An 18,851-nucleotide genomic window follows, 5' to 3' on the forward strand; every position below is an offset into this window, starting at 1 on the left:
CTCTCACCGCGAGAGCAGAGCGTCCGCGGGGCGCCCAACGCGATCCGTCTTCGAGACATCTCTGTGAGATCAGGCAGATAGTTCAACGCGCGATTTGTCCAGGCCACGTCGAACCGAACTGCCGATCGACTGGTCCCTCATTGCACCTTCCAGTCCCCAAGGGAATTTAAGTTCATGAAGAACGGTACCGCCGGTGAAAGCAAGTTGTACTCCTCATCCTCGATAACTATGAATGCAAGGCCATTGCCGCCTTCACCATCCGTTCCCCTGGCGGAGCTCGAAATGCGGCTCAGCCGCGCGCGGATCGAGATGAACCGCGATGCGATCGACGTCATGATTTTGACGGACGAAAAGAATGTTAACTACTTCACCGACTATCGAACCTTCTCGTGGGGATATAATGCTCGGCCTGTGCTGGCTGTGATTACAAATGATCATTTGCTCATCGTCGGAAGCCTCACCGAGTCAAAGCTAATCGAAAGCGCACCGAGAGTTTTTACAACTCTTCTATATGATGGCTACCTCCCTGAGGCCGTAGATTCCATTGCCGACTGGATCGGCGCGATGCCGGCGGCTGGCGGCCGACGCATTGCCGTCGACTTCGGGCCCGACATGTTTGGACGCGGTTCACTCCACTTGATTGATCGCCTTCGCGATCTGGCTTCAGACCGCAGTGTTACCAGTGCGGTTGATCTCCTTTGGCGAGTGCGACTGATTAAAACCCCGTTTGAAGCGGCGATGAAGAAGGTCGCATTCGATATAGTCAATAGAGCCTTCGATCAGGCTATTGCGAATGCCTATCCCGGTATCACTGAATTTGAGCTCTGCCAGATGATGCAGGCGCAAATATATCTAAACGGTGCTGAGAGTGCACCGCCAATCGCTATGCTGTTCAGTGATGGCGATTTCTTCTACGGCCGCCATCCATCGGAGCGTAGGCTCAGGCAAGGGCATTACATTTGGACAGATTTCCGCGCGACGTACGGCGGCTATCCCGCCGATCGCAATCGAATCGCAAGGTGCGGCGATCCAACGGACTGGGAGATTGGTACATATGAGCGCGTCCGCTCGTTGACCATTGAACTCGCCAATAGCTTCAAACCTGGACTTCGCTGTTGCGACATCTTCAACAAGTTCCAGGGCCTGTGGAAAGATGCTGATCTCGGCCAGATATACGGCCAGGTCTCGCGCATTGGGCACGGCGGTGGTCTCGACGTTACCGAACCTCCATCGATATCCGCGGCTGACGAGACTGTAATTGAGCCAGGCATGATTTTTCATGTTGAGCCGAAGCTCGAGAAAAACGGTGCAGTCTTTCAGTTCGAAGAGGTCGTGTTCATAACGGATGGCGGCGTCGAATTCCTGAGCGAGCTTTCACCTGAGCGCGTCCCCGTTATCAAGTAGCAAAGTAGTCAACGTGAGCGCATCATGACAATGAAATCCCGAATCTTGACACCCATCGATTATGAGCGAGACGGCAAGTTTAGCGATTGCCTTCGGCTGCCTCACTCCACCGACAAATCGGCCTATGGCTGGATTCCTATTCCAATCGTCAGTATCAAAAATGGCGACGGCCCGACGGCATTGCTGATCGCGGGCAACCACGGCGACGAGTATGAGGGTCAACTGGCGCTGAGGAAACTAGCTCGCGATTTGCGCCAAGAAGATGTCTCGGGTCGAGTGATCATCATTCCGTCTCTGAATTTTCCTGCTGTAAAGGCTGGACGACGGGTCTCTCCACTTGACGAAGGAAATCTCAATCGCTCATTTCCCGGCAAGGCCGCCGGTACGCCCACCGAGATGATTGCTCACTACATCAGCGAAGTCATGCTTCCAATGGCGGACCTTGCAGTTGATCTTCATTCTGGTGGATTCTCGCTCGATTACATTCAGTGCGCACTCATCCGATACGGGCGCACGCCTCGGGAGCATCAAAAGCTCCTAGACCTTATGGAGGTTTTTGGAGCACCTGTGAGTTTCGTCAGCAGTGGCGATGGCGGCGGCGGCGCCACTACCCTGAATGCCGTTGCCGGAGAACTCGGCGTTCCGATCATTACCACGGAACTCGGAGGCGGCGCCACCTTATCGTTAGCCGGGCTCGAGATTGCTGAAAACGGTGTAAAGCGCCTCCTCAAGCACATCGGTGTCGCGCCAAACATACTGGTACCACCGAGCTCCGGAACAGAGCTCATGGAAGTCCCTAACCGCGACTTCTTCGTCTACTCTGACGCTGATGGGATATTCGAGCCCACGGCATCGATTGGTCAAACTGTGGTTAAGGGCGAGTTGGCTGGTCGGCTGTACTCGCTCGATGATCCGGTGCGGGAGCCACTAGAAATCCGCTTTCCTCAATCCGGCCGTATCGCTTGCACCCGTTTCCCTTCGCTGACCAGCCGCGGCGATTGCCTCTTCAGTTTGATGCGTCCGCTCGCGCATTAATCGATAGCATCGGTAACTGACATGTAGCGCAGCTGACAGGGAAGATGCATCAGTTCGGGTGTAAAGCGGAAACTCGGTTGGATCGTGTCAGCATCCGAGATGAACGAGCTGGCACGGGCACGCTCGAGTATTGGCTCAGGATCGCTTTGAGCATGCCCGCCAATGTGAGATCTGAGGAACTACTGTATGGGTAAATTTTGACAACCGACGAAGGTGGGTGATTTCAACGCTCGATCCCCGTCCAAAGTTTAAAGGTCCCAACAATGGCCAATGAAGCTGCCAATAAGCACTCCCCCTCAATGAGTGCCCTTTCTGAGGCTGATCGCAATCGTATCCTCCTCGCTGTCGACGAGAACTTTGAAAAGCAGGTTACCTTCCTGTCAGAACTGGTACGCTGTGTCTCCCTTCGGGGACAGGAGGCCGGGATTCAGACATTGGTCGAAGCGGCGCTGCAGGAACGGGGCTATCCGGTCAATCGCCAAGCGATTGACACGGCACTGATAGGCCAGCACCCGGCGTTTTCCCCTGCAACGGTCAGCTATGAGAACTCATGGAATGTAATTGGGACTCACACCCCGGCAACCTTACTGGGACGGTCGCTCATCCTGAACGCCCATGTCGATATTGTGCCAACAGGCGATCCGAACCGTTGGCAAGACCCGCCGTTCAAACCAACCAGACGTGGTGACTGGCTTTACGGCCGCGGTTCCGGCGACATGAAGGCAGGCCTGTCTGGAGCGATCTTTGCTCTCGATGCTATCAAGGCTGCAGGCTTTGAACTGACAGCGCCCGTCCAAATCCATTCCGTCGTGGAGGAGGAGATCACCGGTAACGGAGCTGCAATGGCATTGGCGAGCGGACATGTCGCTGACGCGGTGCTAATCCCAGAGCCGACCGATGAAAAGCTTGTTCGCGCAAATTCCGGCGTGATCAAGTTTGCCATCGCGGTTGACGGCACGCCGGCCCATCCGCGCGAAGTCAGTAGCGGGGTGAGCGCCCTCGAAGCAGCCATACGGATCATCGATCACTTGCGTAAACTTGAGGCACGCTGGAATGAAGAGCGGGTGACGAAACCATTCTTCGATAATGTGGAAAATCCGGCCGCTCTGACGATAGGGACCATCAAAGGTGGCGAGTGGATTGCGTCTGTTCCATCATCCTGCTGCTTCGAGGGGCGCATCGGCTTTTACCCTGGCGACAACCCTCGGGAGCGCATGAAGGAGTTCGAGGCCTTTGTCGCCACCGTGGCTGCCGAGGATCCATTGGTTCAGCGCTGTCCAGAACCCGTGGTGCAATGGGTCGGCGTCGTGCAAGCGGGCTATACTCTTCCTCCCGGGTCGGAAGCGGAATCTGTTCTTGCGCAGGCGCACATAGCTGCCGATGCACCCGACGGTCCGCCCTTAAAGGCGTATGTCATGGCTTGCTATCTGGATGCTGCCCTCTATGCCGTCCATGCGGGGATCCCGTCGCTGGTTTACGGCCCCATCGCGGAGAACATCCATGCGGTCGACGAGCGCGTGTCCCTATCATCTTTGCGACGTGTGACTAAGACAATCGCTCTATTCGCGGCACAATGGTGCGGCGTTCGCCCCGCGTGCAATAAGAAACCTGCTGCAGAGAGCTGAGTTTCAATTAACGCATACACTGATCGTCAGCGCCAAGATGAACGATATCGACCCGCAGGCCTGGCTCGCCGACGTCCTCGCCCGACTGCCCGTCTATCCGGCCCATCGGATCGATGATTTGCGTTATTGGAGCGAATAGCGGCTGATGGATCCCTGCCTGAACTGGCCCGCGAGCTTTTGCCATGCACGGCGTTGAGTATCGAGACTTGCTTACCGAAACGAAAGCCGTCGAGGAAAAATTGATCGCGTTGCACCGCTCCGATGAATGCAGTAGGCGCCTTGCGGAGATCCCGGGTGTCGGACCCGTCGGCGCATCGCTCTTGATGATAAAGACCCCAGACCCTCGGATGTTTAAGTCTGGTCGAGATTTTGCCGCCTGGATAGGGCTCACACCCAAAGACCATTCGACCGCAGGCAAGGTCAGGCTTGGGGTGATCACCCGTGCCGGAGATGAAATGCTGAGGAGCGTATTAGTGGTGGGTGCGACTGCTCTTCTTCAACACGTCAGAGCAGGTCGAAGCAGACATGCTTCCGGATGACTCACCGAACTCCTGCAACGAAAAAAGCCGAAGCTGGTTGCGGTGGCGCTGGCCAACAAGATCGCCCGTGTCGCTTGGAAGCTCATGGTGAGCGGCGAGGCGTATCGGCGGACAGAGGGGCAAACGCAAGCAACATAGGAATTGGCCATCACGGTGAGCAAAGAAAAGCAGATGGTGCGATCGATCGATCCAAGACGCGTGATACTCCGTCAGTTCCAGTGGCCTTTCAAGGTCGTTGCCGTGTTAGGAACATGCGTTGCGGAAACCATCTTGGCCAGTGGTCATGTGCGACCACACACAAAGGCCGCACATATGGAAGCAAGCGATCCGATCAAAAATATCTGTAAAAAACACTTGCAAGTGGGAGCCGTCCACATATGCAAGTGGGAGCCGTCCACATATGGAATTGGACATCCGCAAAACTGCGGACCCAACCAGCGGCGGCCTGATCATGCAGCGCAATAAGGTGCATCACGTCCACACCGTCGACCGTGTCGCCAGGGACCTCGGCGTTAGCGAAGCGCTCATCCAGGAACTGACCCTCGGTCTCGAGCCCGAGGACGGCGTCATCTGGGTGTACGGCGCCAACGATGACGACGGGAGCGTGGCCTTCACCGATGAAGGCATCGAGAAGGTCAAACTCCTCCTCGAAGAATATCATCGCGTCTCCCCATCGAAAGCTTGACCCCAGCATCGCGGTGCTCATGGTCGCCGGATACGCACGTCTGCGGTCTTAACCGGATGCGTACTGTCTTCCAGTTCCACGCGGGAGAGGAAGTGCCTCAATGTACGCATACGGCGACGGCTGCGCATTTCGCAAAAGCCGGACAGGGGTTCCGCTAATTCCCGGACAGTGGTTTCGCTAATGTCGGGACAGATTGGCGGCGTCGGTCCTCGGGTGCCTTGTTGCGTTCATGGATGATTGATTTCGCCGTTTTCGGTGCCGGTCAAGAGGGGCGCGGCCTTTTGCTTTCGCATGCTATCGCCCTGGAGCACGATGCGGTGGGCGTTGTGCACGATCCGGTCGAGAATGGCGTCGGCGACGGTGGGGTCTGCGATCAGATCATGCCATCTGGCTACCGGGACCTGGGCCGTGATCAGGGTGGATTTGCGGCGATAGCGTTCCTCGACGATTTCGAACAGATGGAAGCGCTGTTGGTCAGTGAGGCTGTGGGTTCCGAAATCATCGAGGATGAGCAGTTGCGCGCGGGTGAGTTTGTCGATCAGGCGTGGAAAGCGGCCATCGAGACGGGCGAGCGCCAAATCCTCGAACAGGCGCGGCACGCGCACATAGAGCACGGAATGATCGAGCCGTGCTGCTTGCCGGCCGAAGGCGCAGGCCAGCCATGACTTGCCGGTTCCGGTCTGGCCGGTGACGATCAGGTTCTCATGCGCCTTCAGCCATTCACCCTGGGCGAGCGCCATGGTGTTGCGGCGGTCGAGCCCGCGCGGCGCGGCAAAGTCGATGTCCTCGATGCAGGCTTCGGGAAAGCGCAGCCTGGCTGAGGCGAGCCGGTTCCGGACGCGCTTGTCGGCCCGCATGGCGACCTCGCGGTCGAGCATCAGGCCGAGCCACTCGTCACGGCTGAGCTCGTTGGCGTTGCTCCGTTCGGCCAGTTCGCGCCAGGCGGCAGCCATGCCGACCAGACCGAGGGCCTGCATCTGATCGAGGGTGGGGTTGGTCAGCATTCTTTCTTCCTTTCCTTCACTGGTAATAGGTGGAGCCGCGGATGTTGGCGTGCTGGGGTGTCGGCTTTGCCGGTTCTGCGGAGCTGGCTCGGTCGAGGCCGGCCTTGAGGATGGCGGTGACGGAGGAGTAGGCGATCGCGTTGATCAGCAGCGCCCGCTCGCAGGCGGCATCGAGACGCTCCGGCCCATAGCGCGGCGCCAGCGACAGGATGCCCATGGCCGAGCGGTATCCCTGTTCCGGATGCGGTCGGTCGCGCATCATGCGCTCGACCAGGATGGCGGCATTGGGGCCGATCTTGGCCGCCCGGCTGATCAGGCTAGCCGGTGTGGTGTTGGCGTAGCGCTGGTGCGCTTTGGGCATGTGTTCGTTGACGGTGACATGGCCGGAACGCTGTGAGCGACGGACATGGCTGGCAACACGCTGGTGATCGTGAAAGATCTCGACCACTCGATGCGTGAGCCGCACCTCGACGGTACGCCCGATCAGCCGGTGCGGCACCGAGTAGAAGGTCTTGTCGACCTCGACATGGTAGTCAGGATGGACCTTCGCCGACTTCCACTCGGCGTATTCGAACGGCACCACCGGCAGCGGCTTCAAGGCAGCCCGCTCGATCTCCTCGAACAGTTCGCGGCGGCTTTGGCCGATATGGCGCATCGGCCGGTTGTTCAGCTCCTCGAGCAGTTCGGTGATCGCCGCGTTGAGCTCGGTGATCGAGAAGAAGGATCGATTCCTCAGTCGCGCCAGAATCCAGCGCTCGACGATCAGGACCGCGCCCTCGACCTTGGCCTTGTCGCGCGGCTTGCGGCTGCGGGTCGGCAGGATGGTGGTGTCGTAATGCTCGGCCATGGTGGCAAAGGTCGCGTTCAGCGTCGGCTCGAACCACAGCGCCTTGACGACACCGGCCTTCAGGTTGTCGCAGACGATCGCCTTGGTGACCCCGCCAAAGAAGGCGAGCGCTCGCACCTGGCCTTCGATCCAGTCCGGCAGCTTCTGGCTGGAGCTGGCAAAGGCGAAGGTCAGATTGGAGGCGCCCAGCACCGCGACAAAAATCTGCGCCGGGCAGATGACGCCGGTTGCCGGATCGATCACCGGCACCGTCTGCCCGGCATAGTCCGTCTGCATCACCGCGCCCGCCGCATGCCGATTGCGGAATGTCGCGCTCGTCCGGCGCTCGAAAGCGGCGAAGTGCTCGCAGAACCAGGTGTAGCCGTAGCCGTCGGGATGGGCGGCGCGATACTCCTGCCACAACAGCGTCAGCGTCACCCCCTTGCGCTTCAGCTCCCTGGCAATGAGCGCAAAGTCCGGTTCGCTCAGATCTTGCGGCGGGCGACCGGCACGGCCAAACAGCAGCCGCTCAAGTGTCGCGTCGTCGTGGCCCGGCGGCAGAGGCCAGCGTGACAGCCCGGCCTCCCGCGCCCGCAGCAAATAGGTCGATACTGTCGTCTTGCTGATCTTCAGCCGTTCCGACACCTCACGCACCGAAAGACCCTGCTCATGGGTCAGGCGCAAGATCGCTTGGATATCCCTCACGCTCGTTCGTCTCGCTTGCTTCCGTCTCGGCATGGCCCCTCTCAACGTCATCGTGAGAGGCCAAACTGCCAGAACGGCGCAGCCGAGAACCGACCGCCAAATCCGCTCCCGAAAACTGTCCGGGATTTAGCGGAATCGCTGTCCGCGAATTACTGAAATCACTGTCCGGGATTTAGCGAAAAGGGTGTCCGGGATTTACCGAAACACGCACAATGCCGCGACGCGCAGCGGCGGGCTGGAATATCGTGCATCGACAGCCCAATGGCACGCCGACCGATCGGCCCGTCGGCCCAAACCGACCAAGCTTGCGCTCAACACTACCTTGCGCACTTATGTGGAGCAGCGACTGGCCGGCGTCGTCAGGTCCCCAAGTGGCGCCGCCGTTCCTGGTCCGGCCGTTCGGTGGAGGGGCCGCCGGCACGGTCCGCGAAAGGATCGGCGATGGGCCAGGGCACTGGAGCCCGGAACAGATCGCCCGACGCTTGCCGATCGACTTCCCGGACGACAAGACGATGCGCATCAGCCACGAAGCCATCTATCAAGCTCTCTTCGTTCAGGGCCGGGGAGCGCTACGCCGCGAACTGTCGGCCTGCTTGCGAACGGGGCGCGTGTTGCGGGTCCCCAGGGGGCGCGTACGTGGGCGAGGCAAGAGCTTTGTCTCGCCGGAGATCATGATCAGTCAACGCCCCGCCGAAGCGGTCGATCGCGCGGTGCCGGGTCACTGGGAGGGAGACCTCATCCTTGGTCTTGGCAGCTCGGCGATCGGCACGCTGGTTGAGCGTACGACACGCTTCACGATGTTGCTGCATCTTCCCCGGCTTGCGGGGCATGGCGAAGCTCCGCGCATGAAGAATGGCCCTGCTCTCGCGGGACACGGGGCCGAAGCCGTGCGCGACGCGATTACGCGCACCATCATCACCTTGCCCGAAGAACTGCGCCGTTCGCTGACCTGGGATCAGGGAGCCGAAATGGCTCAGCACGATCGTCTCAAAGTCGACGCGGGTGTCCAAGTCTACTTCTGCGATCCGCAAAGCCCCTGGCAGCGCGGCACCAACGAGAACACCAATGGACTGCTGCGTCAGTACTTCCCGAAAGGCACCGACCTGAGCGTCCACAGCGCCGACGAGATCGCCGCCGTGGCCGCGGCCCTCAATGCCCGACCGAGAAAAACTCTGGGCTGGAAAACACCGGCAGAGGCGCTTGACGAGTTGCTGTGGTGAGTGAACACAATCGGTGTTGCGACGACCACTTGAATCCGCCTTGAACTCCGCGGTCGGAATGGTGCACGAGATCCCCAGGAGCAGGCTGGCGATCGGTGATGGCCATCTCGAGGGCCTCAATGGCAAGGCTTGCTCTGAGATGCGTATCCAACGCCCACCCGACCACCCTGCGGCTAAAGGCGTCAAGCACAACGGCAAGGAAAGCAAACTCCTCAGCCAGATGCAGGAAGGTGATATCGGCAACCCATAGCTGGTTGACTCCATTGAGGATCATGCCCCTGGCAAGATTCGGAACGACTTGCCAACCATGCCTCGAGTTCGTCGTTGCAGGAACAAAGGGTCGCGCGCGCAGGCACAGCAGATTGTCTTCGCGCATGATGCGCAGAACGCACTTGTGGTTGACTTGCCACCCCTCCCGACGCAGCAGGGCTCCGATCCGGCGGTAACCGTAGTGCACGTTGCCGAGCGCCAACTTTTGAATGATATCTCTCGGCGCGACGAGGGGCCGAATCTAGCCAGTGACGGTAATAACTCGCGCGGCTAACGCCAGCGAGCCAGCACATTCGATCGATGTTGAATTCGCCTTGCGACAGGCCGGTCGTCTCTTTTCGATGACTTTGAAGATCCCGTCTCGCCAGGAGCGCCGCTCCGGCGCTGATCTTCCTCGAAGTGCCGCAAGGCTTCGCGAAAAAAATCGAGATCGAGCTGCTGTTGCCCGACTTTCCGCTCTAATTCCTTGATCCGGCGCCTGGCCTTAGTCAGAGCCTTTTCCTGAGACGCCGGCGGATCGACTGCGCTCTGCAATGGCAAGTCCCCGTCAACTCCTTCCGCCACTCTCGCCGGCCGGCCGCGCCGACGTGACTTCAGGTTACCACGAAGCCTGAGATGATCGCGCCACTCGTAAAGACGTTGGCGGCTGATGCCCACCTCATCTGCCAACTTGGTGACGGCTTCGCCCGCCTTCATGTGCCGGAGAAGCTCCCGCTTTTGATCCTCGTGAATGATTCTTTGCCGCCTGGCCATGCCCCAGTTTCCTCTCTTTGCGGGGAAACTGTCCGCGATTTTCCTTGTCCCAGTCTGGGGGTGCACTCCAGTCCGGGAATTAGCGAAATCCCTGTCCGGCTTTTGCGAAATGCGCACGCTCTTCGTCGGTAGCGCGGCATAGCGGCGGCAGCGCCGGCGAGGTGCTCGTATGGCCCCTCCCCTCTCACGACCATTCCTCGACGGGAAAGACCGGCGCCTTTGCTCCAATCGATCGGCCTGTCGTCCTCAGCTTGCCCAGGCTCAGCCGGAGCCATCGATTTATTTGAGGCGGAGACGAGTGCCCGGTCGCGCCTCTCCGCCAGTCGACGCGCCGCCTTTGTGCGCCTGGTAGCCTCATCGTCCATGAGCGCTGGGCCTCGATGGTCTCGAAGATCAGCTGCTCGTCGACTAGCGCCAGACCGCGCTCTCGCAGGGCGGTTCGGGCGCGGCGGTGCTCGCCAAGCGTGGTCGGCGGGCGCCGCAGATCGGCAAAGCGGATCGGCCAGCGGCTGCCCGTCCGGAGCGTGCACGAAAACCTCAATCCGCTCCTTCGCTCCGTGGATTTGGACAATCGCCTGAAGTGAGGTCTGGTGGCGAGATAATTGATTCGCTGTTCGTGGAGCCAACGCAGTCGCCGGCACGCAACAGCCGCGCCAAGGACAGTGAATCGCGCCGGTTTGTCTTCACGCGCTCGCCCAGCTCTAATCAGCGACGATGGTAGATTCATAGTCAAATTGCTGGATCAAACCATAGAGACCGTAAACGGTCAGTCCGGCCTCGCAACAGAAATGCACCCGTCGAATCTGTCCGAGATCCTGTTGATGATCCGGACCTATGCTCGAGGCGAGGCGTCGACCTCGCCGAACAACTGGATCTCTCCGGGCCAGGGTCAGCGCGGCAATCGCAATCCCGCCTTCTATCAAGTCCGACAAAAGCTTCTCTAAGTTTGCCATTGCTCGTCCTTCTGTGATGTGAGGATCGACTGAGCCTTCCGAGTAACCCTCGGACGTGCAGTGTAGGGCGAGCCATCTCACCGAACAGGCAGATAAAAGACGAACCGTCCCACTGATGCCAAGCGCCAGAACGCCAGACGATGTACGCGTAGTTTCTTGACCTGTCGCTCGCGGAGCAATTCGATATCGCCGCCGGCTGACCGGCAGGCCAACGTGGCTCTTCACAATTCGCCGAGATACGCCGGCGACGTCTCCGCCTGCAACATCATGCCGGATCGCGACGCAGCCCTGGCGCAACTCTTGCAGGCAGTTGATCGAGTTCGATCCATATTGCCTCAAACGGAGGGAGGCTCTTGGCTGGTATCGATGCGGGGTCGGGTACTTAGAGGCCAACACCATTCTTGGCCGATTCGAGAAGTCCACGGTCACCGTCGATGCGGGGGGTAGGAGCTTGCCTCTGACATCACAAACCGCTCAGATTGGAAAAATACCTATGCTCACATATCAGACCGAACGTTTGATCCTCACCCCCATGCGGCCCGAACACGAGGCAGAATTGTTCCAGTTGCATACCGATCCGGTGGTTCAGAAGGTAATCTTCAATAATGTTCCGCAAACAATTGAGGATGTGCGCAAGTGGGTCGATTGGTCTTTGGCCCAGTGGCGCAAGAACGGCTTCGGCGCCTGGATCGTGTACGAAAAGCGCAATGGTGGTCCGATTTTCATCGGTCGCTGTGGCCTGCGCGACTACGAGGACACCCATAATATCGAACTCTCTACTTCACTGGTCGAACACGGAATAGGACGAGGTTTGGGGCAGGAGGCCGCACGCTTCGCCATCACGCACGCTTTGCGAAGCTCGACCAAGGAAAAGGTCGTCGGCCTCATTGCGCACGGTAACGTGCGGTCGCAGCGGACAGCCACGAAGTTGGGGCTGCGCTATATCGACGATCGCTGGCATGGCTGCAGATTATACCAATATTACGAAATGACCCGCCAGGAGTATTTTTCCCAGCCGCAGCATCAGGTCCTAAGGTAAATAATACTCTGCGTCGTAACGTGTGCTGGATTTGGCCTGCGACTGAGGACGTCGGTTCGGAGAGGGTCGTCAAATCGCGGGAGCCGAGTCAACCAACTTTGCTATCTTTCGCGGTCGAGATCGGTCGCCGCGCTATGGACTTCGGAGAGCCCTAAGGTTGGAAGGTCCAAACATTCGGATCAGATCAAACAGGCCGAGGCTTGTCTTGTGGCTTTCGATTGTCTCGCGACCAAGGTAGCTTGCCGCTTGCGGGCCTACACCACCCGCAGGCGGCGTGAGGGATGAGGACCGAATTAGAGTATGATCGCCCCTCTCTTTTCCATGAGGCCTGAACGGAGGCCGGGGCTATACGGCCCGAGCGCCGGGATCGACATCTGCAAAGATCGCCTTGAAGTCCACCTTGTCGGCTACGGTCGCACCGAAGTCGCTGAGGCGATTTCACGCCAGGCCTATCGCCTTGCTACTATCGCTCCTATGCGGCACCAGAGTTCGGCGGCGTGATCGATGTCGGCTCCTCGCCGAAAGCCTCGTCCAGCACGCGGTAGAAGGCGAACTGCTGGTCGCGCGGCGTGTTCTTCTTCGCATCAACAATGATTGCGACGGGGGGAGCAGAAAGTCGTAGTCGCCTACTCTCGAGTAGCGGTAACGGGAAATGCGTTGCGACAGCTCAAGGAGGCGGCGCCAGTCGGCATTGTTGCGTGCCAGGCGCGACACTTGCAGCCCCAGCACGATCCCAGCATGCCGCCCCATCGCTACCTCGGTCACCAGGTGATGGAAGCCGTCGCGGTCCTGCGACTGCGCGCCGGATAGACCGAGGTCGCTATCGATGACGTGGACACGTTCGATCGGCCACCCCAGCGCCACTGCGCGATCGCGCAAGGCGTATTCCCGCTTGGTGCTCTCGGTGTTGTCGAACACCTGACGAAGAGAGGACTGGCGCACGTAGAGCAATGCATCACGCCGCAGATGGTCGGCGTCAACCCTTCATGCGATGTCAGTAGACATGATTCCCCCGGGTTTCTGGTGCCAGCACCATTTTGGCGAGCATGTGCACGAGCTGGCGATCGTGCACTGCAGCCGAAGCCGTGGACGGTGGTTCCGGCCGCCGATGCGTCGGCGGGGAAGGTTGGGGGGGGCTCGCGATCAGCACCACCAGTCCTTGCCAAAGGCCGTGGAAAACGATGGTGCCCATCTCCTTGGCGCAGGCTTGACCGCACAGGACGGCGGCGGGCAGCGTCTTGTAGAAATCCCTGCAGCTGTGCGGTAGCACCGGAGTGGGCATAGGGCTCACCGTTTTTTTACGGGCGATGGCGCGTTCGATGCTGCGGGGATGGACACTGATGCCGAGCGTCGAGTGCACCAGTTCCGCCAGGGAGCGCGCCTGCAGCCGGGCGCCGTGCTGGGTCTGCTCGATGCCGTCACCAACATTCTCAAATCGGGTCTCGACCAAGCCCGCCTATGAGTGAGGCCGTCAAGCCGGCGCGCCGCACGGCAACATCCGCGGCAAAACCTTGGGTCAGCATCAAGTATTTTCCTTTCTCATTGATAGTATCCAATGCTCGATCAAATGCATACGCTCGGTCTTGCCGGAATGGCTGCCGCCTATCGCCAGCTTGGCGAGCAGAGCCATGGAAGCGACCTTAGCTTCGACGAACGGCTCGGCCTGAGCTCGATCGCGAGATCGCATTGAGAACAGACAAGCGGCTGACCAATCGACTGGCAAGGGCAAAGCTGCGGTTAGCCAATGCTTCGATCGAAGACATCGACTTCAGCACCCACCGCGGTCTTGATCGCCGCAAAGTCTTATCCCTGGCGCAAGGAGCAAGGCACGCGCGTCTGCGAAACGCTTGTCCGCGACATACCGAAATCGCTGTCCCAATTTAGTGAAACCCGCACTCAGCAGCGCACCGCGGTCAGCGAGGAGCTTATTTGCAGGGCGTCTGGAGGCGTCAGGTCGGCGATCCGATCAAGGCGATAGCTGACTTCGCGTCTCCCCGAGCTAGGGAGCCGGCTGTGCTCGGAGATCAACGAGTGGTCAAAATTCGAATCTTTGCGGGTTAAACCAGCGTCCCTTGAAATCGCAGTTCGAAATTGGTTGAGACGCTCGGTGCCACGCTGCGGTTACAGGACATATTGCAACAGGTCCTTCAAATAACTTCACAGAATCTTTGCAGCTGCGCTCGCTGCCGATGGTATGTTCACCGCAACCTCTGAGGTTAGCTAAAAGGTGATGCCGATTTACACTCGGACCGCGGCACAGCTTGCAACGTAAGGAAATTAACAGCCATGGCAACAAGGGCGCTCATCCTGCTTGAAGGCGCAAGTAATATGCTGCGATACGTTCAAGCGGCCAAGCGCCGTGGTCTTCATCCAATTGCGTTGTCAGCTGATCCGTCTCCGTATGACTATCTTGCGGCGGAAGGGATGGAGGCAATCCGTGTCGATACAGACAATCTCGATCCGCTGATCAGTGAATGTTCCCGTCTGACTGAGACCTATGACATTGCTGGCATCACGAGCGCCCTGGAGGACGTCTATGCCACAGTTGGTAAGCTCTGCCGGTATTTCGACCTACCGGGACCGAACCCCGCGTCCATTGAACAATGCTGCGACAAATTCACTCAACGTCAGCTCCTCGCGAAGGCCGGCGTTCCAATACCTGCTTATCGCCTGGCAACGAATGAGTCGGAGGTTAAAAGCTCCGCCGCAGAGATCGGCCTGCCGGTGATCCTTAAGCCTGCCGTCGGCATCGGCAGCAGCGGCGTCCGATTGTGCTGCAACGTCGATGAGTTGGCCGAACACACGACCTATCTGTTGGGCGGGAAGCATATATGGCGGTCCTCGCCGAGGATACTGGTCGAAGAATTCGAACAAGGTCCCCAATATAACCTCGAAGTGATGGGAGATGAGGTCATAGGCATAGCCGCCGCTGACTACGGCCCACCGCATTTCGTCTGTCGTGGACACATCTATCCGGCGCCGCTGACCGATGGAGAGTGCAAGCGTATCACCGATGTTTCGCTGAGCTGTTTGCGCGCTCTTGGTCTCGATTGGGGGCCAACTAACATTGAACTTAGGTGGACAAATCGCGGCCCAGTCGTTATTGAAGTCAATCCACGTCTTGCGGGTTCGCCCGTTCCTGACATGGTCCAGCTAGCTTACGGTGTCGATCTCATCACCGAGCACATCAAGCTCGTCATTGGCGACGAATGGGATTTGCGCAAAGGACATGCGCAGACTGCGGCCGCGCGGTACCTAATTGCCGATTGCGATGGCACTCTCGATTGGATCGACGGCGGCAGTCGCGCTGCTGCTGTCCCAGGTATCGCCGACGTAAAAATGTATGTTGAACCCAAGACGCCGATCATCAGGCGAGACCGCATCGCACACGTTATCGCGGCTGCGCCCAGCCGTGTTCGGACCGAGGGGATACTTCAGCGTGCCGTCGACTTGATCGATTGGTCAATCACGCAGAAGTAAATGCCGAGTGGGTACTTCCCAGAGTTACACAGCTCCGCCAAGCACTGTGAAGTCCTGTGAGAACACATAAACTAGCCTGCCGTTGATCGTACCCCAGCCTGTGACCACGCCGTCCCCGGCAACCTTCTGGGCATCCATGCCGAAGTCTGTTGCATGATGCGTGACATACATGTCGTATTCCTTCGAACGGGCCTTCATCGAAAAGCACCACGAGGCGCTCTCGGGCGGTCAGCTTGCCTTTTGCGTGCTGGGCATCGACACGCTTCTGCCCTCCGCCCATGCGAGCCTGCACGACGGACCTCGAGTTGTTCGAGAACGCCTCGCATCAGCGCACTGCCTTTGCTTCGAATAGGCTCCAAGCCGTTACCACCTGCGTCGCGGCAAGCGGGCTTTGCGTTGAACTCGGTCTTGCTTCTCTGGCAATCGCATGGGTACCTTACCGGAGAAATAAGATGCGGCTAGTACCTCTGCACAGAGGTTATGACGGGTTGAACCGGCTGAAGTTTGGGTAGGATGTCGTGGGCGACGAGCAGTTGGATGCTGCGCGCGACACCTGGTTGCCTGCGGATGAGGCCGGAGCGTTCGAGGGTTAGCACCATCTGGTGGACGGACGGCGGGGTGACGCCGAAATAGCGTTGCATGTCGCGTTCGGCCGGCGGCTGGCGGTTGATCTGCATATAAGCCCAGATGAAGGCGAGGTACTGGCCCTGTTTTTCGGTGAAGCTGGAACCCGCAGGCGTTTGCCCGCCAAGTACGCCAGGAGCGGTGCGTCGAGGAAGACGAACAGGTTGGCGGTGCCGTTGCGCTTGTACTCGCAGTCATACCGCTCAAGCCGGCCCGGTTCGGCCGGGATCGGCTGACGCACCTCGCCGATGAGTTGGGTCGGGCTTTCGTCGAAGCACACCACCGGTCGCTTCGGGTCCGGTGCCTCGGCATAGAGGTCGAGCACGTCCTCCATGCGCGCGACATACTCGGCGTCGACCTTGGGGATGCACCACATGTCCTTGCGCCAGGGCTTGAGATCGTTGTCTGCCAAGCATCGGCGCACCGTCTCGCGCGACAGTTCCTGGTGATCGGTCAGCTTGACGAACTCACCGGCCAGCAGTTCCAGGGTCCAGCGGGCGCGGCCCGGCGGCGGACTGGAACAGGCGGTGGCCACCAGTAGGGCTTCTTCCTTGCCCGTCAGCTTGCGTTGCGCGCCTGCGCGTGGCTCTTCGCTGAGCGCCGCCTCCAGACCCATCTCCACGAAACGGCGCTTGGTGCGATAGACAGTGGCGCCGCCGACAACCACCGTCGCGGCAATGGCCTCGTCACCCAAGCCCGCGTCGACGCAAAGTCAAGGTCACCGAGCGCATGCGCGACCTCGTCGATATCCATTACCCGCAGGCCGAACGCGTCAGGGTGGTGCTCGACAATCTGTCAACCCACTCGGCCGCCGCGCTCTACCAGGCTCCGCCTGCTTCAGAGGCGCGACGCGTCCTTCGACGGCTGGAATTCCACTACACGCCCAAACACGCCAGCTGGCTCAACATGGTCGAGATCGAAATCGGCGTCCTGCGCGGCCAGTGCCTCGATCGTCGCATCAATAGCTATGATCGCCTCGTCGCGGAGACCGCTGCCTGGGAGCACCTGCGAAACACCAGTGGCGCTCGCATCAACTGGATGTTCTCTACCGAAAACGCACGCCTTAAGATGGCCAAAGCCTATCCCAAGCCGACTTCCAAAGAGTCATAACCTCTGTGCAGAGGTACTAGCCTATCCTCAACACAGCTAACGTGACGCCGATACTTGCCTTGACAGTGGTTTCGTCGGCAGTCGATCAAGAAAGCGAGCTTGTTCCTTGTAGCCATGGGATGTCGCAATCAGCACGACGCGGGCATTCGACGCGATCTTCTTTGCGCTGATCAATTTGCGCAAACCCGTCAGGGTAGCGACGCTTGACCGCTCGAGATACAGCCCTTCTTTTGCGAGAGCCGCCTGATCGGTGGCGACGTCATCACCATCTACCGCAACTGGTGAGCCTTTTGCGATCTCGAGCGCATGGAGTGACTGCTGGGTGACAGTATTGCCACCGATCGAAACCATGTCGGTATCACCTGGGAAGGTGCCAACCATGCCGTGGCCGGCGAGGGCGCCGGAAATGCGAGGATAGGGCTCCACTGCATGGATCTTGGGTATCGATCGCGCCAAGCCCGAATCCCTCAGATCCCGATAACCCTTGGCGATCCCCCAGAGCAGGTCTCCGCGTGCCGTCGGCACAATGATGTCTGTCGGCGGTACCGCCTGGAACTGCAGATGAAGCTCAAGAGCAATGGCACGATAAGCGTCGACGCCAAACGGATTACTCCCAACGGGTGGGATTGTGTAATTTGTTGCCGGATACCAATTACCTGTTCTCGCATGCTGGGCAATGAGTGCCCATCGATCATCAGAATGTTCGGTTGCGACGATCCGTGCGCCGTGCATTTCGATGGCCCGCCGCCAATTCGGGTTGAGATCCGGCGTCGTGACAACGACACATTCAAGGCCGCTTCGCGCGGCGTAGGCCGCCATTGACACCCCTGCGTTTCCACTTGAGGCAACGGCGATCGTCTTGGCTCCGATGTCGAGTGCCCGTTTAACAACTATCCTTCCCATCCTGTCCTTGTGGGAGCCAGTGGGATTGCCGAACTCGTTCTTGGTACATAATGCGCTTAAGCCCAGGGCCGCAGCGAGCCGAGGCAGATTTGACAATGGCGTGTTGCCTTCCCCCAAACCCGATGGCTCTGGGTATGCGAGCCAGTCGCCAATTGTGTCAAAGTCCAATGACAATGGCCACGCTGTGTAGTGCGGCGCAACACTTGCGGGCGTGCCCGCTTCCATACAAGGGGGGCACCCTTCGAAATAGTCCATTAAGGGATGGATGGCCTGACACCGGATGCATTGCATGCCGTCGATTCTGAAGTTGATCTTCTTGGGCACAGCTTATCCTTGTAGGTGCGTTGGGATGGTATCCTGCAATCACTTCAAACAGGCGAGCGTCTGTTAGCGGTCCTAAAAATGGAAAAGGCATCACGCCTCACGGTTGACATGTTCGGTATACCTAGTATGATTGATAGAGTTTCGTCAACCAGGGGACGACCATGGATGCGTCCGCAATCGGCAAACGTTTTTTTTTGGTTCGGAGGGTATCGCTTGTCCGGTGGATCAGCAGGCGAAAGAGCAAGCTGGGCAGTGCCAAGATATTGTTAGATGACTTTGCGGTTTCGAGCCAACTTTCCTGCCTGCCAATCGATTGCGAGCAGGTCGCACTCAAGCAGCATGTACCCCCTGT

17 protein-coding genes and 7 pseudogenes are annotated in these 18,851 nt (G+C 59.1%); 13 read left to right on the top strand and 11 right to left on the bottom strand.

What is annotated here, in order from left to right; translation table 11 throughout:
• Positions 1-174: 174 nt before the first annotated feature.
• The 6 genes and pseudogenes from EOA33_RS05980 to EOA33_RS06005 all read left to right on the top strand — a co-directional run bounded on the left by EOA33_RS05980 (position 175) and on the right by EOA33_RS06005 (position 5,288).
• Complete coding sequence (locus EOA33_RS05980; RefSeq protein ID WP_127405181.1) at positions 175-1,404, top strand: Xaa-Pro peptidase family protein; 1,230 nt, start codon at positions 175-177, stop codon at positions 1,402-1,404.
• Positions 1,405-1,428: 24 nt separating this feature from the next.
• A complete protein-coding gene (locus EOA33_RS05985; protein WP_127405182.1) occupies positions 1,429-2,439 on the top strand; it encodes a succinylglutamate desuccinylase/aspartoacylase family protein in 1,011 nt (336 codons plus the stop codon).
• Between the two features lie 263 nt (positions 2,440-2,702).
• Complete coding sequence (locus EOA33_RS05990; protein WP_245482249.1) at positions 2,703-4,064, top strand: ArgE/DapE family deacylase; 1,362 nt, start codon at positions 2,703-2,705, stop codon at positions 4,062-4,064.
• Between the two features lie 13 nt (positions 4,065-4,077).
• A pseudogene (locus tag EOA33_RS05995) lies at positions 4,078-4,203 on the top strand (transposase domain-containing protein); the annotation flags it as partial.
• Positions 4,185-4,741: pseudogene (locus EOA33_RS06000) on the top strand (transposase); the annotation flags it as partial. The pseudogenes EOA33_RS05995 and EOA33_RS06000, both read left to right, overlap by 19 nt.
• Positions 4,742-5,003: 262 nt before the next feature.
• Positions 5,004-5,288, top strand: a complete 285-nt coding sequence (locus tag EOA33_RS06005) for a hypothetical protein (RefSeq protein ID WP_348628221.1) — start codon at positions 5,004-5,006, stop codon at positions 5,286-5,288.
• A 227-nt stretch (positions 5,289-5,515) separates the two neighbouring features.
• Here the strand turns inward: EOA33_RS06005 and istB are convergent, their stop codons facing one another.
• Positions 5,516-6,292: an IS21-like element helper ATPase IstB gene (gene istB, locus EOA33_RS06010; protein ID WP_041011594.1), complete on the bottom strand. Its 777-nt coding sequence runs from the start codon at positions 6,290-6,292 to the stop codon at positions 5,516-5,518.
• Between the two features lie 16 nt (positions 6,293-6,308).
• The gene (gene istA / locus EOA33_RS06015; protein WP_127405183.1) at positions 6,309-7,856 is read right to left on the bottom strand and encodes an IS21 family transposase; all 1,548 of its coding nucleotides are present in this window, start codon (positions 7,854-7,856) and stop codon (positions 6,309-6,311) included.
• A gap of 124 nt (positions 7,857-7,980) precedes the next feature.
• On the opposite strand from istA, the pseudogene EOA33_RS06020 reads away from it, so the two are divergent.
• A pseudogene (locus EOA33_RS06020) lies at positions 7,981-9,043 on the top strand (IS30 family transposase).
• On the opposite strand, the gene EOA33_RS06025 reads toward EOA33_RS06020, so the two are convergent.
• The 3 genes from EOA33_RS06025 to EOA33_RS06035 all read right to left on the bottom strand — a co-directional run bounded on the left by EOA33_RS06025 (position 8,973) and on the right by EOA33_RS06035 (position 11,019).
• On the bottom strand, positions 8,973-9,515 hold the full coding sequence (locus tag EOA33_RS06025) for a DDE-type integrase/transposase/recombinase (RefSeq protein WP_127405184.1): 543 nt from the start codon (positions 9,513-9,515) through the stop codon (positions 8,973-8,975). The pseudogene EOA33_RS06020 and the gene EOA33_RS06025 sit on opposite strands and share 71 nt — an antisense overlap.
• A 68-nt stretch (positions 9,516-9,583) precedes the next feature.
• Positions 9,584-10,066 (bottom strand): helix-turn-helix domain-containing protein, encoded by a 483-nt coding sequence (locus tag EOA33_RS06030; protein ID WP_127405185.1) that lies wholly within the window; start codon positions 10,064-10,066, stop codon positions 9,584-9,586.
• Positions 10,067-10,767: 701 nt separating this feature from the next.
• Positions 10,768-11,019, bottom strand: coding sequence for a hypothetical protein (locus tag EOA33_RS06035; protein WP_127405186.1), 252 nt, complete (start codon positions 11,017-11,019; stop codon positions 10,768-10,770).
• A gap of 493 nt (positions 11,020-11,512) precedes the next feature.
• Between EOA33_RS06035 and EOA33_RS06040 the strand changes: the two genes are divergently transcribed.
• Positions 11,513-12,058, top strand: coding sequence for a GNAT family N-acetyltransferase (locus EOA33_RS06040; protein WP_127405187.1), 546 nt, complete (start codon positions 11,513-11,515; stop codon positions 12,056-12,058).
• A gap of 660 nt (positions 12,059-12,718) precedes the next feature.
• On the opposite strand, the pseudogene EOA33_RS06045 reads toward EOA33_RS06040, so the two are convergent.
• Both EOA33_RS06045 and EOA33_RS40290 read right to left on the bottom strand, forming a co-directional pair.
• Positions 12,719-13,024, bottom strand: a pseudogene (locus tag EOA33_RS06045) (recombinase family protein); the annotation flags it as partial.
• A gap of 28 nt (positions 13,025-13,052) precedes the next feature.
• Positions 13,053-13,508 carry a hypothetical protein gene (locus tag EOA33_RS40290; protein ID WP_245482250.1) on the bottom strand — a complete coding sequence of 152 codons (456 nt, stop codon included), beginning with the start codon at positions 13,506-13,508 and terminating at the stop codon, positions 13,053-13,055.
• Between the two features lie 105 nt (positions 13,509-13,613).
• Here EOA33_RS40290 and EOA33_RS41305 point away from each other — a divergent pair, with 105 nt between their 5' ends.
• From EOA33_RS41305 to EOA33_RS06065, 3 genes are all read left to right on the top strand, one after another.
• Complete coding sequence (locus EOA33_RS41305) at positions 13,614-13,748, top strand: hypothetical protein (RefSeq protein WP_281033506.1); 135 nt, start codon at positions 13,614-13,616, stop codon at positions 13,746-13,748.
• Positions 13,745-13,942 carry a hypothetical protein gene (locus EOA33_RS41310; protein ID WP_281033507.1) on the top strand — a complete coding sequence of 66 codons (198 nt, stop codon included), beginning with the start codon at positions 13,745-13,747 and terminating at the stop codon, positions 13,940-13,942. Before EOA33_RS41305 ends, EOA33_RS41310 begins: the two co-directional genes overlap by 4 nt.
• Positions 13,943-14,344: 402 nt before the next feature.
• Positions 14,345-15,538 (top strand): acetyl-CoA carboxylase biotin carboxylase subunit family protein, encoded by a 1,194-nt coding sequence (locus EOA33_RS06065; RefSeq protein WP_127405188.1) that lies wholly within the window; start codon positions 14,345-14,347, stop codon positions 15,536-15,538.
• Between the two features lie 30 nt (positions 15,539-15,568).
• Here EOA33_RS06065 and EOA33_RS06070 read toward each other — a convergent pair.
• From EOA33_RS06070 to EOA33_RS06080, 3 genes and pseudogenes are all read right to left on the bottom strand, one after another.
• Positions 15,569-15,864, bottom strand: a pseudogene (locus EOA33_RS06070) (carboxyl transferase domain-containing protein); the annotation flags it as partial.
• A 132-nt stretch (positions 15,865-15,996) separates the two neighbouring features.
• The gene (locus tag EOA33_RS40295; protein WP_245482251.1) at positions 15,997-16,215 is read right to left on the bottom strand and encodes a helix-turn-helix domain-containing protein; all 219 of its coding nucleotides are present in this window, start codon (positions 16,213-16,215) and stop codon (positions 15,997-15,999) included.
• Between the two features lie 50 nt (positions 16,216-16,265).
• Positions 16,266-16,865 (bottom strand): annotated as a pseudogene (locus EOA33_RS06080) (IS630 family transposase); the annotation flags it as partial.
• 20 nt (positions 16,866-16,885) lie between these two features.
• Here EOA33_RS06080 and EOA33_RS06085 point away from each other — a divergent pair.
• A pseudogene (locus tag EOA33_RS06085) lies at positions 16,886-17,272 on the top strand (transposase); the annotation flags it as partial.
• Between the two features lie 36 nt (positions 17,273-17,308).
• On the opposite strand, the gene EOA33_RS06090 reads toward EOA33_RS06085, so the two are convergent.
• Positions 17,309-18,499: a pyridoxal-phosphate dependent enzyme gene (locus EOA33_RS06090; protein ID WP_210212554.1), complete on the bottom strand. Its 1,191-nt coding sequence runs from the start codon at positions 18,497-18,499 to the stop codon at positions 17,309-17,311.
• 161 nt (positions 18,500-18,660) lie between these two features.
• Between EOA33_RS06090 and EOA33_RS39680 the strand changes: the two genes are divergently transcribed.
• Positions 18,661-18,851: hypothetical protein (locus EOA33_RS39680; protein ID WP_210212555.1), on the top strand; the 191-nt coding region annotated here is incomplete at its 3' end.

Origin of the sequence: Mesorhizobium sp. M4A.F.Ca.ET.050.02.1.1 (genome assembly GCF_003997725.1) — a bacterium.
Taxonomy (GTDB): domain Bacteria; phylum Pseudomonadota; class Alphaproteobacteria; order Rhizobiales; family Rhizobiaceae; genus Mesorhizobium.

What these genes read in the sequence shown, in the direction of transcription:
- EOA33_RS05980 (WP_127405181.1), top strand. Translation starts at nt 175, where the DNA reads ATGAAGAACGGTACCGCCGGTGAAAGCAAGTTGTACTCCTCATCCTCG.
- EOA33_RS05985 (WP_127405182.1), top strand. Translation starts at nt 1,429, where the DNA reads ATGACAATGAAATCCCGAATCTTGACACCCATCGATTATGAGCGAGAC.
- EOA33_RS05990 (WP_245482249.1), top strand. Translation starts at nt 2,703, where the DNA reads ATGGCCAATGAAGCTGCCAATAAGCACTCCCCCTCAATGAGTGCCCTT.
- EOA33_RS06005 (WP_348628221.1), top strand. Translation starts at nt 5,004, where the DNA reads ATGGAATTGGACATCCGCAAAACTGCGGACCCAACCAGCGGCGGCCTG.
- istB (WP_041011594.1), bottom strand. Translation starts at nt 6,292, where the DNA reads ATGCTGACCAACCCCACCCTCGATCAGATGCAGGCCCTCGGTCTGGTC.
- istA (WP_127405183.1), bottom strand. Translation starts at nt 7,856, where the DNA reads ATGCCGAGACGGAAGCAAGCGAGACGAACGAGCGTGAGGGATATCCAA.
- EOA33_RS06030 (WP_127405185.1), bottom strand. Translation starts at nt 10,066, where the DNA reads ATGGCCAGGCGGCAAAGAATCATTCACGAGGATCAAAAGCGGGAGCTT.
- EOA33_RS06035 (WP_127405186.1), bottom strand. Translation starts at nt 11,019, where the DNA reads ATGGCAAACTTAGAGAAGCTTTTGTCGGACTTGATAGAAGGCGGGATT.
- EOA33_RS06040 (WP_127405187.1), top strand. Translation starts at nt 11,513, where the DNA reads ATGCTCACATATCAGACCGAACGTTTGATCCTCACCCCCATGCGGCCC.
- EOA33_RS41305 (WP_281033506.1), top strand. Translation starts at nt 13,614, where the DNA reads ATGCTCGATCAAATGCATACGCTCGGTCTTGCCGGAATGGCTGCCGCC.
- EOA33_RS06065 (WP_127405188.1), top strand. Translation starts at nt 14,345, where the DNA reads ATGGCAACAAGGGCGCTCATCCTGCTTGAAGGCGCAAGTAATATGCTG.
- EOA33_RS40295 (WP_245482251.1), bottom strand. Translation starts at nt 16,215, where the DNA reads ATGCAGATCAACCGCCAGCCGCCGGCCGAACGCGACATGCAACGCTAT.